This window comes from Maritalea mobilis (assembly GCF_019800885.1).
GTDB lineage: Bacteria > Pseudomonadota > Alphaproteobacteria > Rhodobacterales > Rhodobacteraceae > Roseibacterium > Roseibacterium beibuensis.
The window spans coordinates 1-13,504 of the sequence record NZ_JAHVKE010000003.1 but is presented as its reverse complement, the minus strand read 5'-3'; the positions used below and the strand labels follow the sequence as shown (position 1 = coordinate 13,504).

Annotated in this window: 14 protein-coding genes; 6 read left to right on the top strand and 8 right to left on the bottom strand. The window is 65.0% G+C overall.

All coding sequences use genetic code 11. The features are described 5' to 3' along the window. Positions 1 to 5: 5 nt before the first annotated feature. Entirely contained in the window at positions 6 to 1,265 is a 1,260-nt protein-coding gene (locus tag KUV65_RS13775; protein WP_222191308.1) for an aminotransferase class V-fold PLP-dependent enzyme, read from the top strand. Here the strand turns inward: KUV65_RS13775 and KUV65_RS13770 are convergent. The 5 genes from KUV65_RS13770 to KUV65_RS13750 form a co-directional block, all read right to left on the bottom strand. Next, on the bottom strand, positions 1,262 to 2,281 hold the full coding sequence (locus KUV65_RS13770; protein WP_222191307.1) for an Ldh family oxidoreductase: 1,020 nt from the start codon (positions 2,279 to 2,281) through the stop codon (positions 1,262 to 1,264). The two genes, KUV65_RS13775 and KUV65_RS13770, sit on opposite strands and share 4 nt — an antisense overlap. 5 nt (positions 2,282 to 2,286) lie before the next feature. Then, positions 2,287 to 3,810, bottom strand: a complete 1,524-nt coding sequence (locus KUV65_RS13765; protein WP_222191306.1) for a tripartite tricarboxylate transporter permease — start codon at positions 3,808 to 3,810, stop codon at positions 2,287 to 2,289. A gap of 42 nt (positions 3,811 to 3,852) precedes the next feature. Beyond that, on the bottom strand, positions 3,853 to 4,299 hold the full coding sequence (locus KUV65_RS13760; RefSeq protein ID WP_222191305.1) for a tripartite tricarboxylate transporter TctB family protein: 447 nt from the start codon (positions 4,297 to 4,299) through the stop codon (positions 3,853 to 3,855). Between the two features lie 84 nt (positions 4,300 to 4,383). Further along, entirely contained in the window at positions 4,384 to 5,376 is a 993-nt protein-coding gene (locus tag KUV65_RS13755) for a Bug family tripartite tricarboxylate transporter substrate binding protein (RefSeq protein ID WP_222191304.1), read from the bottom strand. Positions 5,377 to 5,472: 96 nt separating this feature from the next. Next, complete coding sequence (locus tag KUV65_RS13750) at positions 5,473 to 6,165, bottom strand: GntR family transcriptional regulator (protein WP_222191303.1); 693 nt, start codon at positions 6,163 to 6,165, stop codon at positions 5,473 to 5,475. Between the two features lie 145 nt (positions 6,166 to 6,310). On the opposite strand from KUV65_RS13750, the gene KUV65_RS13745 reads away from it, so the two are divergent. After that, positions 6,311 to 7,051 carry an SDR family NAD(P)-dependent oxidoreductase gene (locus tag KUV65_RS13745; RefSeq protein ID WP_222191302.1) on the top strand — a complete coding sequence of 247 codons (741 nt, stop codon included), beginning with the start codon at positions 6,311 to 6,313 and terminating at the stop codon, positions 7,049 to 7,051. A gap of 25 nt (positions 7,052 to 7,076) precedes the next feature. Further along, positions 7,077 to 8,162, top strand: a complete 1,086-nt coding sequence (locus KUV65_RS13740) for an AbrB family transcriptional regulator (protein ID WP_222191301.1) — start codon at positions 7,077 to 7,079, stop codon at positions 8,160 to 8,162. On the opposite strand, the gene KUV65_RS13735 is transcribed toward KUV65_RS13740, so the two are convergent. The 3 genes from KUV65_RS13735 to bhcR all read right to left on the bottom strand — a co-directional run bounded on the left by KUV65_RS13735 (position 8,156) and on the right by bhcR (position 9,876). Then, positions 8,156 to 8,542, bottom strand: coding sequence for a NifB/NifX family molybdenum-iron cluster-binding protein (locus KUV65_RS13735; protein ID WP_222191300.1), 387 nt, complete (start codon positions 8,540 to 8,542; stop codon positions 8,156 to 8,158). The two genes, KUV65_RS13740 and KUV65_RS13735, sit on opposite strands and share 7 nt — an antisense overlap. Before the next feature lie 12 nt (positions 8,543 to 8,554). Further along, the gene (locus KUV65_RS13730) at positions 8,555 to 8,956 is read right to left on the bottom strand and encodes a DUF6858 family protein (RefSeq protein WP_222191299.1); all 402 of its coding nucleotides are present in this window, start codon (positions 8,954 to 8,956) and stop codon (positions 8,555 to 8,557) included. Positions 8,957 to 9,036: 80 nt separating this feature from the next. Further along, positions 9,037 to 9,876: an HTH-type transcriptional regulator BhcR gene (bhcR, locus tag KUV65_RS13725; protein WP_222191298.1), complete on the bottom strand. Its 840-nt coding sequence runs from the start codon at positions 9,874 to 9,876 to the stop codon at positions 9,037 to 9,039. Positions 9,877 to 10,047: 171 nt separating this feature from the next. Between bhcR and bhcA the strand changes: the two genes are divergently transcribed. Genes bhcA through bhcC form a run of 3 tightly spaced genes read left to right on the top strand, consistent with a single transcriptional unit; the run spans position 10,048 to position 13,438 of the window. After that, positions 10,048 to 11,238, top strand: coding sequence for an L-aspartate--glyoxylate aminotransferase BhcA (gene bhcA / locus KUV65_RS13720; protein WP_222191297.1), 1,191 nt, complete (start codon positions 10,048 to 10,050; stop codon positions 11,236 to 11,238). 11 nt (positions 11,239 to 11,249) lie between these two features. Beyond that, a complete protein-coding gene (gene bhcB, locus KUV65_RS13715; RefSeq protein WP_222191296.1) occupies positions 11,250 to 12,218 on the top strand; it encodes a beta-hydroxyaspartate dehydratase BhcB in 969 nt (322 codons plus the stop codon). Positions 12,219 to 12,274: 56 nt separating this feature from the next. Continuing rightward, complete coding sequence (gene bhcC / locus KUV65_RS13710; RefSeq protein WP_222191295.1) at positions 12,275 to 13,438, top strand: 3-hydroxy-D-aspartate aldolase BhcC; 1,164 nt, start codon at positions 12,275 to 12,277, stop codon at positions 13,436 to 13,438. Positions 13,439 to 13,504 lie beyond the last annotated feature (66 nt).

The window sequence follows — 13,504 nt, the reverse complement described above, 5'->3', positions numbered from 1 at the left end:
AGACAATGACCTTCTTTTCCCCCGAGTTGATGACAGCGGTGCGGGACCGCTTCGCCCTGGTCGAGGAGTGCCCTTTCGAGGGCAAACGCGTGTTCTTCGAGAACGCGGGCGGTGCGCTGACGCTGAATTCCGTGGTCGAAACCTCGGCCAAAATGGCCGCGATCCCCGACAACCAGGGCCGTGACAACCCGGCAGCGCATGCGCTTGTCGCCATGATCAACAAGGCCAAGGACGACATGCGGGTACTGTTCAACGCGCCCGAAGGACAGTTCTTCGTCGGCGAAAGCGGCACGGAACTGTTGTTCCGCCTGATCCGCACGGCGGTGATGGGAACGCCCGACGGCATCGTGCTGGGCTCGACCGTGGAACACCCCGCGACCCGCAGCGCCTGCGCCAAATGGGCCGAGGCCGCTGGCAAGACGCATGTCCTGATCGCCCATGACGACGACACGGGCGCGGTGTCCGCCGAAGCCTACGCGGCCGCCGTGACACCGGATACGCAGGTGGCGACCATCCTGCACACCTCGCCGGTGACGGGGATGGGTATGGACGTGGCCGCCATCGCCAAGGCGATCCGCGCGGTCGCGCCCGAGGCCTTCATCATCGTCGATGGCATCCAGCACGCGGCCCATGGCCGGCTGGACATCGCCAGCTACGGTATCGATGGCTATGTCGTGTCGCCCTACAAGGTCTTTTCGCGCCACGGCTATGGCGTGGCCTGGGCCTCGGACCGTCTGTCGGCCCTGCCCCATGACCACCTGCTGAACGCGCCGGGCGAGCCCTGGGAACTGGGCACGCGGGACACCGGCGCCTACGTGACCTTCTCGGACGTGGTCGATTACTTCGACTGGCTGGGCGGGCAGGTGTCGGACGCGACCGACCGGCGCGACCGCATCGTTGCCGCCGGGGCCGCGATCCACGCGCATGAGGCCGCTCTGACCGACGCGATGATCCACGGCACCGGCAACCTCAAGGGGTTGGCCGACATGCCCGAGGTTACGATCATCGGCGGCGTGGACAACCCGCGCCGGGAGGGGCTGGTCTCGATCTCGGTCAAGGGCATGGATGCGCCCGACGTGGTGACCAAGCTGCGCGAGCGCGGCATCCGCACCCACACGCGCAAGGCCGACCATTACTCGGGCAACATCCTCGACCCGCTTGGCCTGCCCGGTGCGATCCGCGTGTCGATGTGCCACTACAACACCGAGGCCGAGGTGGCGCAGTTCCTGCAAGCGATGCGCGAGATCGTGGAAGAGACCGCTTAACCCTCGGCCATCGCGCGCAAACCGGACAACACCTCGGGAGAGAGGCTCAGGCCCCTCTCCCGTGCTGTTTTCAGAGATTGGACGGCCCGAGCGCCGGGCAAACGAACGGGCCGAGCGGGATCGACCGGGGCGGAGTTGGTGAGATCTTCTGACGCACGGGCCATGCGCGCCGACAGCGCCTCGGGCGGCATAAGCCGCGCAGCATCGATCACGAGGACCAATTGGCCAAGGTCCTGCGCCCTGCCCGGTTCCCGCGCGCTGTTCGTGACCGCCCGCAGCATCGTTGCCCCCGATAGCCCGGCTGACAAAAGATCGAGGCAGAGCGCGAGGTTCGCGCCCTTCGCCCCGCCGGTGGCCTGCATCAAGCCGTCCATCGCCGCCACGGGGTCGGTCGTTGGATGCCCCGAGATATCCGTCGCCCAGGTTTCGGGGATCGCCCGCCCGTCCCGCGCCGCCGCACGCACCTTGGACCGGGCCGCAACGGACAAGGCGATGTCGAGAAGAACCGGCACCCCGCCCGGATTGGGAACGCCGATGCCCAAGGGGTTGTTGCCGATCCTGGCCTCTCGTCCACCGGGCGGCGCGATCATGGGGGCCGTGTTGGTCGTGATGAGCGCGGCAAAGCCCGCCTCGGTGGCGCGCCAGAGATAGGGCGCCAGCGCGCCAAGATGATTTCCCCCGCGCACGAAGGCCGCGCCGAGGCCCGTGTCGCGCGCAGCCTCCATCGCGGCGTCGAGTGCTGCGCCGGCGACCGCGGGGCCCAGTCCGTTCCGGCCGTCGACATGGCGCAGCGCTGGCCCCGGTGCAGTCACCACGGGGCGCGCTTTCGGGTCGATGCCGCCCGCTGCGATACGGTCACGATAGACAGCGACGCGCGACAGGCCGTGTGTGGCGATCCCCATCATCTCGGCCAGCACCAGCGCCTCGGCGGCGGCCTCGGCGGCCTCCGGGTCAACGCCCGCAATGCAAAAGGCGCGGGCCGCCAAAGCCCGCGCCTCTGTTTCGCTTATCGTCACCCGCGTCAGCCTCCGGCCTTTTCGGCCTGCCCCGCGGATTTGCCGAAGCGATTGAGCAGCGGCAGGAAGACCACCAGCGCGATGGTGATGGCGATGATCCAGAGCGAGGCGGAGCGTTCGACGAAGATCATGAAAGACCCGCGCGAAATGGTCAGCGTCTGGCGCAACGCCTCTTCCGCCAAGGGCCCGAGCACCAGCGCCAGGACCAGGGCCGCGGGCGAGAACCCGTAAAGCCGCATGAAGAAGCCGATGATGCCGGCGGCGAACATCAGGTAAGTCTCGACGAAGGAGGCGTGGACGCTGAACGTGCCCAGCGTGCAGATCACCACGACCGTGGGTCCGAGCACCCGGTAGGGCACCTTGATCAGCTGGACGAACAGCGGGATCGCGAAGATCGAGATCGCCAGCAGCGCCATGTTGCCCAGATACATCGAGGCGATCAGGCCCCAGGCAAGTTCCGGATTCTGCTCCATGAAAAGCGGGCCGGGGCGCAGCCCCCACAACAGGAAGGCCGCCAGCAGAACAGCGGTCGAGGCCGAGCCGGGGATGCCCAGTGTCAGCAGCGGGATCATCGCCCCCGAGGACGCCGCGTTGTTCGCCGTTTCCGGCGCGACAAGCCCCGCCATCTCGCCCTTGCCGAAGTTCTCGGAGTTCTTCGAGATCGAGCGCTCGGTCGAATAGGCCATGAGCGACGCGATCGTCGCGCCAGCCCCCGGAATGACACCCACCACGAAACCGAGGACGGAATGGCGCGCCATGGTCATACGGGTCGAGATCCAGTCCTGCGCGGTGGGCCAGAACCGCTCTTCGTTCTCGTACTGGATGATCCCGCCCGAGCCGGTCTTGTGCAGGCCCTGGTAGAAGGCGAAAAACAATTCGCCGAGGCCGAACAGACCGATGGCGATGGGAATGAAATAGATGCCGCCGATCAGTTCCGCCGAGCCGAAGGTGTAGCGCCCCTGCCCGGTCTCAAGGTCGACTCCGACCGTGCCCAGCGCGAAACCGATCAGCGCCGAGATCAGGCCAAGTTTCCATTCCTTGCCGATCATCACGACCAACGTCAGCATTCCCATGATCGCCAGCAGGAAATATTCCGGCGGTCCGAAGCTGCGCGAGACCTGGGCGAACATCGGGGCGAGGATGGTGATAAGGATCACGCCCACGGTGCCGCCCACGAAGGACGCGACCGCCTGCATCACCAGCGCGGGACCGGCCCGGCCCTTCTTGGCCAAGGGGAATCCGTCGAAGGTCGAGGCGACCGTGGCGCTTTCCCCCGGCGTATTCAACAGGATCGAGGTGATCGTGCCGCCGTACATCGCCCCGTAGTAGATCGCCGCCAGCATCATGATGGCCGAGATCGGATCCATGCCGAAGGTCACGGGCAGCAGGATGGCCAGGCCGGCCGAGGGGCCGAAGCCCGGGATCACACCCACGATCATTCCCACCATCGCACCGGCGAGCAGGTAAAGCATGTTGATCGGGGTGATGGCGACCGAAAGGCCCATCAGGAGATCGCCGAAGATATCCATGAGGTCGTCCTTTGTCCCCGGCGGGCGGGGTCTGGGGTTGCGTCAGAAAGGAAGGTCGATAAGGGCGGGCGGCATGTTCGCGTTGAGCAGCCGATCGAAGAGCAGGTAGACGCCGCCGGGAATGGCGACGGTCAAAATTGCGTTCTGCACGTAGCGGCCACGATTCAGCACGCTGAGCGCCACCCCGAGGTAGATCACCGTGGCGATGAACCCGCCGAACAGTCTCAAGAACACGGCATAGCCGATGGCCAACGCCATCAGGGTCACCACATCCGCCCATTTCTGCGCCGGGCTGGTATCGGCCTCGCGCTTCATCAGCGCATCGACGGTGACCCAGATCATCAGCAGAACCATCCCGACCCCCACGATCCGCGGGAAGAACCCGGGCCCCAGCCGCCCCCGGCGGGTCAGGAAATCGAGATCGACGAAGGCAATGTAGCTGTAGAAGACAGCCCCTGCGAGCACGACGAGCAGGAAGGCGATACGCATGGAAACCAGTCCCCGGGATGTGCGATGGAAGGGGCTGGCCGGACCATCTGTCCGGCCAGCCCGACTATTCGGACGAGCGCTGGCTCAGTCGATGGCGCCGACCGACCGCAGCACTTCCTCGAAACCGTTCTTGGTGTTCTCGAGGAAGGTACGGAAATCCTCGCCGTAGATCACCGTCGGCGTCAGCGTGTTGCTTGCGATGTACTCGTCCCATTCCGGGGTCTCGACGACCTGCTGCATGGTGTTGATCCACCATTCCTGCGCCTCGGCAGGGGCGTCGGGCGCAAGGATCAGGCCGCGCGGCATGGACACGCCGATGTCATAACCAAGCTCGGCCATGGTCGGCACGCCTTCGAGGGCCGCGGGCGTGTTCTGGCCCGAGAAGACCAGCGGACGCAGTTCGCCCGACTCGATCAGGCCGAGGATCTCGCCCGGGTTGCCGACCATCGCGTCCAGCGCATCCGACAAGAGCGCGGTGGTCTGTTCGGACATCGAGTTGAAGGACACGTAATCGAACTCGAACCCGGCGCGCTGCGCGAAGAGCGTCGGTACGATGAAGTCGACGTTCACGGTGCCGGTGCCGCCGATGTTCATCGGACGCTCCTGCGCCGCGGCGATGAATTCCTCGACCGTTTCGATCTCGGACGAGCCGTTCACCACCAGCACGAGGTCATCGGTGGCCAGCAACGCCACCGGCGTGAAGTCTTCGGGCTGCCACGGCGTATCCGCCTGGAGCGGGGTGGTCACGAAGCTGCCCGAGGTGGTCGAAATGCCGTAGGGGTTGCCCGACTGCGCATAGAGATAGCCCCATCCAACAGCACCCGAGCCGCCAGCGCGGTTCTCGGCCGAGATGTCGCCCGGGTAGAGATCGTATGTGTTCAGGATCTCGATGATGGTGCGGGCCATGATGTCGTTGCCACCGCCCGGACCGAAGGCGATGGTCCAGTCGAGCGTTTCGTCCGCCGATGGGTATTCCTGGGCGATTGCCGGGGCCGCGAAGGCTGCTGGCACGGCGAAGGCTGCTGCAATGGCGGTTGCCCGCACCCAGCCGCTTTGGCTTTCATTGGTGGTGGTCATCTTGTCCTCCCTCTTGGGTTGCATGTGGCGCCCCCTCCCAAGGGGCCATCTGCCACAGGTGATGGAACGCTCGACGTGCCCTCCCGACACAGCTGTTCAAAGCGTCTCCAGAAGTCTCCTCTTGCCGTTCGTGTGGTGCTGCCCCCCTTCGGCCCGCGCCGCGTCCGCATCGCCACGCTCGATGGCCGCCACGATGCGTTTGTGTTCGGTGTTCGACAGGGCCAGCGACTCGGCGCCAGACAGAACGCGCAAGCGCATCAGCCGCACTTCCTTTCCAAGCGACGAGTAGAGCGCCACGGCCCGCCCCGCGCCCGAAATGGTGGCGATGTAGTCGTGAAATTCGAGGTTCAGCCCGAAATAGGCCTGCTCATCGCCGCATGCTGCGGCCTCATCCATGCGGGCGATGAAGGTTCCAAGCTCGGTCTTAGCGTCCGCATCGGCATGTTTTGCTGCCAAACCACAGAGATAACCGGCGATCATGGCGCGCAGGTCGTAAAGCTCGGCCGCCTCCTCCAGCGACAGGTCGCGCACGAAAACGCCCTTGTTCGCAACGGTGCGAACCAACCCCTCGCGCTCAAGCGACCGGGCAGCTTCGCGCACCGGACTGCGGCTGACCCCAAGCTGGTCGGCAAGGCTTGCCTCGTTCAGGCGCTCACCACTGCGGATCTCCCCGTTCAGGATCATGCGCTCCAACTCGTCACGCACCTCGGTCACGAGGGTCCGCTGCCGCAAACGCTGGACCGAAGCCCGAATATCCGTGCGCATTTCCATGGTGTCATCACGCAACATGGATTGTAGATTGTCAACATTATTCTGCTGATTGACAATCCGAGAGCCGCGCTGAACATTTGCAGCGCATGGCAACGCGTTGGCACCGAAACGCCGCGAAACATACAACGCGCTGATTGATTTGAACAAATGGACGGAGGGAAAGATGACGGATTTGCCACTCAGGGGGAAAACGGCGTTCGTCTCCGGCTCCGGACAGAATATCGGGCGGGCTATCGCGCTGCATCTTGCACGCGCGGGGAGCAATGTCGTGGTCAACGGATCGAGCGACGAGTCGGCGGCGGAAACGACCGCGGCGATGGTCAAGGACGCAGGTGCCGAGGCGCTGGTTGCGATGGGCGACATGGGCAATCCCGACGACATTGCCCGGATCGCCGACGCGGCGTTGGCGCGCTTTGGAACCGTCGATATCCTAGTGAACAACGCGGCGCGCCGACCGCATAAACCGTTCCTGGAGATGACGCCCCAGGATTGGCACAGCGTGATGGATGTCGCGTTGACCGCCGTCTTTCACACCAGCCAGGCATTCCTGCCGGGCATGGTCGACAATGGCTGGGGCCGGATCATCAACTTCGCCGGGATGAAGGCCATCAAGGGCTATTTCGAAGGGGCTCCGATCTCGGCCGCGAAACACGGGGTCTGGGGGCTGACCAAGGCGCTCTCGACCGAGTTCGCGCCCAAGGGGATCACGGCTAACGTCATCTCGCCCGGCCAGATCCGCAAGGAAACGGCGACCGAGGATGACCCCGCCCGCGCCGCCAGGATCCCGACGGGTTTCATGGGCCAGCCCGATGACATCGCCGCAATGGCCGCCTTCCTCGCCTCCCCGGCCGCGAAATTCGTCACCGGCCAGATGATTGCCGTGAATGGGGGCGAGACGACCTGAGCCGGCACATGAAAGTCGTGACCCCATGAGCTTCCCGGCCGACGCCTGGTTTCGCGCCCATCCTGTCCGGCAACAGGGGTTGACCCTTGTGCTGGCCGGGATCGGCGCGGTGCTGTTCTGGGCCCTCGACTTTCCGCTGCCCGTTCTCTTCGGCCCCCTTGCCGCCTGCCTCTTCGCATCGCTTGCCGGTGCGCCGCTCAAGGGTGTGCGCCCGCTCAGCCAGGGGATGCGCACGATCCTCGGGGTGGCGATCGGGGCATCGCTGACGCCGGCGGTCATCGGCTTGCTGCCCCAGATGGCGGCCTCGGTCGCGCTGGTGCCGCTCTATATCGTTGTGATCGCCCTGATCGGTGTCCCGTTCTTCCGCAAGGTCTACAAGTTCGACGCCCCGACTTCCTGGTACGCGGCGATGCCCGGCGGGTTGCAGGACATGGTGATGTTCGGACAGGAGGCCGGGGCCGACACCCGGGCGCTGGCATTGATTCACGCAACCCGGATGATGATTGTCGTCACTATCGCGCCGATTGTGCTGACGCAGGGGTTCGGCGTCTCGCTGGACAACCCGATCGGCCAGCCCGCAAGCGACATTCCCTTGCACGAGCTTGCGATCATGGCGCTGGCGGCCATCGGCGGTTGGGCGCTGGCGGTTCGGATCGGCCTCTTCGGCGCACCGATGTTGGGGCCTTTGATCGTGGCCGGCATCCTGACCCTGACAGACGTGATTCACCATCGCCCACCCGCCGAGGCGATCCTTGCCGCGCAGTTCTTCATCGGGATCACGCTTGGCGCAGGCTATATAGGGGTCACCTGGCACGAGATCCGCCGCGACGTGGTGGCCGCCGTCTTCTTCGTCCTCATGCTGTCTGCCGTGACGCTTGGCTTCACGGAACTGGTCATCCTGACCGGGCTGGCCCCGCCGGTGGATGCGTTCCTTGCCTTCGCCCCGGCGGGACAGGCCGAGATGACGGTGCTGGCCATCGTGGTGGGCGCCGACCTAGGCTATGTCGTCGTCCACCACCTGACGCGGGTGTTTCTTGTCATCATGGGGGCGCCGGTGGCCGCTCACCTGTTCAAGATCGGCAAAGCAGGACGCGACCCGAAGGATCAGTGATGGTGGTCGTGCGCCGCTGTGGCTGCCGCGGTCGCCACCACCTCGTCCAGCGGTCGCGTCGCCTCGCCCGAGGCGAGATAGGCGCGCACGGCTTCGATCGGGTCGACGGTTGCGGGAACCGCCACGCGAATACCCCGTGCCCCGAGGCGCGTCACGAACCCTTCGCCACAACTGCCGACCAAGAGCGCGTGCATGGCATAGAGCGGATGGCTGTCATCGCGGCCCTTCCACTCGTGCAAGGACATCTCGCGCGGCAGGTCGAGACGATCGACTTCGACCGGGGCGGCCGGGTCGGTGGCATCGAACACGATCCAACGGCGCGTCTTGCCGGCATGGGGCGTGATGGTTCTGAAATTCTGAGACGCAACGGCGATTTTCATATGCCCCCTCCCTCACGCAGCCGGGGCGAGGTCGGCAATCTCCTTGCACCACGCCTCCATGCGCGTCGTCGCGATTTCCATCGGCGCTTCGAGGAAAGAGATGACAAAGCGGTTGCCCATGTCGCTGACCCCGATGGAGCGGGGGCGCACGGCCAGCATCACCGGATCGGGCAGCTTGTAACCAAAGCAAAAGACGAGGTTCTTGGCGGCGACGATCTCGGGGTGGATCTCTCCGTCGAAGGCGCTGGTGTGGGCGAAATGGTCGAAAATCGCGATCTCGGCGACGTTCGGTTCGGCGTCGATACGCGCCTGAAGCGCGGCGATCACGTCATCGACCGACTGGCAGCTGGTCTCTTCCTTCGGAATCTCGAGGTGAAAAACCGGGTATTTCTGCTGAAGGAGCATCTGTTTCATGGGGACCTCTGGGGAGTGACCGCGAAAGCGCGGGATGCGGCGCAGATTCCACGCTCCCGCGCCCCAGTCCATGACATAGGTCAATTATTGACAGTTGCCCCCATCGCGGCAGAGAGGGCCTCTGCCGCCCGCGTCACCGCCTCGGCCAATCGTGGAATGTCATCCGGCGTGACCCGGCTGGATGGCCCCGAGACGGAGATGCCCGCCACCGCCTCGCCGTGAAGGTCGCGCACGGGCGCCGCGATGCAGCGCATGCCGTCGTTCTTTTCTTCGTCGTCGATGGCATAGCCACGGGTGCGGCTGACGGCCAGATCCGCGATCAGCGCAGCCGGCTCGGTCAATGTCTTGTCGGTGAAGCGTTCGCGCGGATGCGCGGCGAGCAGCCGGACCAAGCGCTCCTCAGGCATCTGCGACAACAGCGCCTTACCGATCCCCGAGGCGTGCATCGGCGACAGCGTGCCCGGCGGAAAGAAGGCCCGGATCGACGCCGTCGTCTCCACCTGGCTGACGAACAGCACGTTCGACTCGCGCGCAATGCCGAGATTGGCGGTTTCGCCCGTTGCCTCCATCAGGTCCCGCAACACCGGGCGCGCCCGTTCGACCAGCGAGGTTCGGCGCAGGAATCGCGCACCGATCAGGAAGGCGCGCGGCCCGATCTGCCAAAGCTGGGCGGCGGCGTCGAATTCCACCAATCCCCGCCCTTCCAGCGTGACGAGGATGCGGTAGACGGTGGCGGGCGACTGCCCCAGATCCTGCGCCAATTCCGACAGGGTCGCGCCCGGCGTCTCGGACAGGTGTTCGAACACCTCCATCGCGCGGTCGAGCGATTTGATGGTGTTCTGGGCCGTCTTGTCATCCCAGGCCTTTGGCCGGCCACGGGCGCGGCGAGAGGCGGAATCAGGGCTGTGGTCGTCGCGCATCGGCACCTCGCGGGATATAAATGAAAAATCTTTTCAACAGGTGAAAAATTTAAAGCATTGTTTTTATTTATCTTCATGCAGACTTAGCATTTCTGAAATGATTTTTCAAAAAAATTGTGCAGCGCGGGCCTGCGGCGTAGTCTGACCACAAGAGATGGGAAGGAGACGGCCATGAGCTTTCAGAATCCGGTGTTCATTCCGGGACCGACCAACATGCCCGAGGCGTTGCGCCGGGCGTGTGACATGCCGACGCTCGATCACCGGTCGAGCCTGTTTGCCGACATTCTCCAGCCCGCCCGTGCAGGTGTGCAGGAGATCATCCGGTCCGACAGTGCCGAGATCTTCATTTTCCCCGCCTCGGGGACCGGTGGCTGGGAAACCGCCATCACCAACACACTCAACCCCGGCGACAAGGTGCTCGCGGCGCGCAACGGGATGTTCAGCCACCGCTGGATCGACATGTGTCAGCGCCACGGCCTCACGGTCGAGGTGATCGACGTGACCTGGGGCGAAGGCCTGCCGGCCGATCGCTATGGCGAGATCCTCGCAGCCGACAAAGCCCACGAGATCAAGGCCGTTCTGGCCACCCACAACGAGACGGCAACCGGCGTCCTGTCCGACGTCGCCGCCCTGCGCAAGGCGATGGATGCGGCCGGTCACCCTGCCCTTCTGTTCGTCGATGGGGTGTCTTCCATCGGCTCCATGCCGTTCGAGTTCGACAGCTGGGGCGTGGATGTGGCCGTCACCGGGTCGCAGAAAGGGTTCATGCTGCCCGCGGGGCTTGCGATCACGGCCTTCTCGGACAAGGCGATGAAAGCTGTCGAAACCGCGGGGCTGCCGCGCTGCTTCTTCGACGTGCGCGACATGGCCAAAACCTACGCGAATAATGGCTACCCCTACACGCCCGCCGTGGGCCTGCTGAACGGTCTGAAGCTGAGCTGCGAGATGCTGCTGAGCGAGGGGCTGGACAATGTCTTTGCCCGTCACGCCCGCATTGCCGACGGCGTCCGCGCGGCGGTCTCGGCCTGGGGGATGGAGCTTTGCGCCGCATCGCCCGACCTCTATTCCAACTCGGTCAGCGCGATCCGCACGCCGGACGGGTTCGACTCGACTAGGATCGTCACCCATGCCTCCGAGGTCTACGGCGTCGCCTTCGGCGTCGGCCTTGGCGACGTGGCGGGCAAGGTGTTCCGCATCGGGCATCTGGGTTTGCTGACCGACGTGATGGCACTATCTGGCATCGCAACCGCCGAGATGTGCATGGTCGACCTTGGCCTGCCTGTCACGCTCGGGTCGGGCGTCGCCGCCGCGCAGGAGGTTTACCGCAGCACGGCAGGCGCCATGGCGCTGGCCGCCGAATAAGGGAGGCATTGATGAAAGACGTGGCCGATACCCTGCCGACTTATGACGACGTGATCGCCGCGCATGAGCGGATCGCGGCCTATATCCACCGCACGCCGGTGCTGACCTCGACCTATTTCAACGAGCTGACCGGTGCCGAGTTGTTCTTCAAATGCGAGAACTTCCAGAAAGCCGGCGCGTTCAAAGTGCGCGGCGCCTGCAACGCGGTCTTCGGCCTGTCGGACGAACAGGCGGCGAAAGGCGTAGCGACCCATTCCTCGGGCAACCATGCCCTGTCTCTCAGCTATGCGGCCGGTCGGCGCGGCATCCCCTGCCACGTGGTCATGCCGCGGACAGCACCCGACGCCAAGAAGGCCGCCGTGCGTGGCTACGGGGGCCAGATCACCGAATGCGAGCCGTCGACCAGTTCGCGCGAGGCGGTCTTCGCCGAGGTGCACGAGCGCACCGGCGCGGATTTCGTCCACCCCTACAACGATCCGCGCGTGATCGCCGGTCAGGGCACCTGCTCGCGCGAGTTGATGGAGCAGGTCGACGGGCTCGACGCCGTGATTGCCCCGATCGGGGGAGGCGGCATGATCTCGGGCTGCTGCCTAACGCTGTCCAACATCGCGCCGAACGTGGAAATCTACGCCGCCGAACCGGAGCAGGCCGACGACGCCTATCGCAGCTTCAAGGCGGGCCATATCATCGCCGACGATGCGCCGGTGACGGTGGCCGATGGCCTCAAGGTGCCGCTGAAGGAAAACACCTGGCATTTCGTGTCGCATCACGTGACCGACATCCTGACGGCCAGCGAGCAGGAAATCATCGACGCGATGAAGCTGACCTGGCAGCGCATGAAAATCGTGATGGAGCCAAGCTGCGCCGTGCCGCTGGCCACCATCCTGAAGAACCCCGAGGTGTTCCGCGGCAAGCGCGTGGGCGTGATCATTACCGGCGGCAACGTCGACCTCGACAAATTGCCCTGGATGAAGGGCTGAGCCGGGCGGTGCGCCACGGCGCATCCTACGGGAAACGACGAACAGGGAGAGACACGATGAAGGACATGAGCGATTTCGACGGGCTGGAAGTGGGCTATGACATTCCCGCAGTGCCCGGCATGAGCGAGGACGAGATCCAGACACCCTGTCTTGTGCTGGACCTCGATGCGCTGGAGCGCAACATCAAGAAGATGGGTGACTACGCCAGGGAGCACGGCATGCGCCATCGCGTGCATGGCAAGATGCACAAATCGGTGGACGTGGCGAAGCTGCAGGTCGAGATGGGCGGTGCCTGTGGCGTCTGCTGCCAGAAGGTCAGCGAAGCCGAGGTCTTCGCCCGTGGCGGGATCAAGGACGTGCTGGTCTCGAACCAGGTGCGCGACCCGCAGAAGATCGACCGCCTCGCCCGCATGCCCAAGCTGGGGGCTCGGGCGCTGTGCTGTGTCGACGATGTCGAGAACGTGGCCGATCTGTCGGCAGCCGCCCAGAAGCACGGAACCGTGATCGAGTGCCTGGTCGAGATCGACTGCGGCGCGGGCCGTTGCGGCGTAACGACCACCGAAGACGTGGTGAAGATCGCCAAGGCCATCGATGCAGCCCCCGGGCTGAAATTCGCGGGCATCCAGGCCTACCAGGGCGCGATGCAGCATCTCGACAGCTATGACGACCGCAAGGCCAAGATCGACGTGGCCGTGGCCATGGTGAAGGACGCGGTCGACGGGCTGAAAGCCGAGGGGCTGGAGTGCGACATCGTCGGCGGCGGCGGCACCGGCAGTTACTATTTCGAAAGCACCTCCGGCGTCTATAACGAGCTGCAATGCGGCTCCTACGCCTTCATGGATGCCGATTACGGCCGCATCCTCGACAAGGATGGCAATCGCATCGACCAGGGCGAATGGGAGAACGCGTTCTTCATCCTGACCCAGGTGATGAGCCATGCCAAGGCCGACAAGGCCATCGTCGATGCGGGCCTGAAGGCGCAATCGGTCGATAGCGGCCTGCCGGTGATCTACGGGCGCGACGACGTCGAATACGTGAAATGCTCGGACGAGCATGGCGTGGTCATGGACCCGCAAGGCGTTCTGAAAGTCGGCGAAAAGCTGAAGCTGGTGCCCGGCCATTGCGACCCGACGGCCAATGTCCATGACTGGTACGTTGGCGTGCGGAACGGCGTGGTGGAAACCGTCTGGCCCGTCTCGGCCCGCGGAAAGGCCTACTGAGCGATTTCGCCGCCTGTCGGCGGCGCCCCGTGGGGGGGGGGGGGGGGGGGGGGGGGGGGGGGGGGG

Bases quoted from the DNA above. Each gene is read 5' to 3' on its own strand.
- bhcA (WP_222191297.1), top strand. From the start codon at position 10,048: ATGAGCTTTCAGAATCCGGTGTTCATTCCGGGACCGACCAACATGCCC.
- KUV65_RS13775 (WP_222191308.1), top strand. From the start codon at position 6: ATGACCTTCTTTTCCCCCGAGTTGATGACAGCGGTGCGGGACCGCTTC.
- KUV65_RS13735 (WP_222191300.1), bottom strand. From the start codon at position 8,542: ATGAAAATCGCCGTTGCGTCTCAGAATTTCAGAACCATCACGCCCCAT.
- KUV65_RS13755 (WP_222191304.1), bottom strand. From the start codon at position 5,376: ATGACCACCACCAATGAAAGCCAAAGCGGCTGGGTGCGGGCAACCGCC.
- bhcR (WP_222191298.1), bottom strand. From the start codon at position 9,876: ATGCGCGACGACCACAGCCCTGATTCCGCCTCTCGCCGCGCCCGTGGC.
- KUV65_RS13750 (WP_222191303.1), bottom strand. From the start codon at position 6,165: ATGTTGCGTGATGACACCATGGAAATGCGCACGGATATTCGGGCTTCG.
- KUV65_RS13760 (WP_222191305.1), bottom strand. From the start codon at position 4,299: ATGCGTATCGCCTTCCTGCTCGTCGTGCTCGCAGGGGCTGTCTTCTAC.
- bhcB (WP_222191296.1), top strand. From the start codon at position 11,250: ATGAAAGACGTGGCCGATACCCTGCCGACTTATGACGACGTGATCGCC.
- KUV65_RS13740 (WP_222191301.1), top strand. From the start codon at position 7,077: ATGAGCTTCCCGGCCGACGCCTGGTTTCGCGCCCATCCTGTCCGGCAA.
- bhcC (WP_222191295.1), top strand. From the start codon at position 12,275: ATGAAGGACATGAGCGATTTCGACGGGCTGGAAGTGGGCTATGACATT.
- KUV65_RS13745 (WP_222191302.1), top strand. From the start codon at position 6,311: ATGACGGATTTGCCACTCAGGGGGAAAACGGCGTTCGTCTCCGGCTCC.
- KUV65_RS13765 (WP_222191306.1), bottom strand. From the start codon at position 3,810: ATGGATATCTTCGGCGATCTCCTGATGGGCCTTTCGGTCGCCATCACC.
- KUV65_RS13730 (WP_222191299.1), bottom strand. From the start codon at position 8,956: ATGAAACAGATGCTCCTTCAGCAGAAATACCCGGTTTTTCACCTCGAG.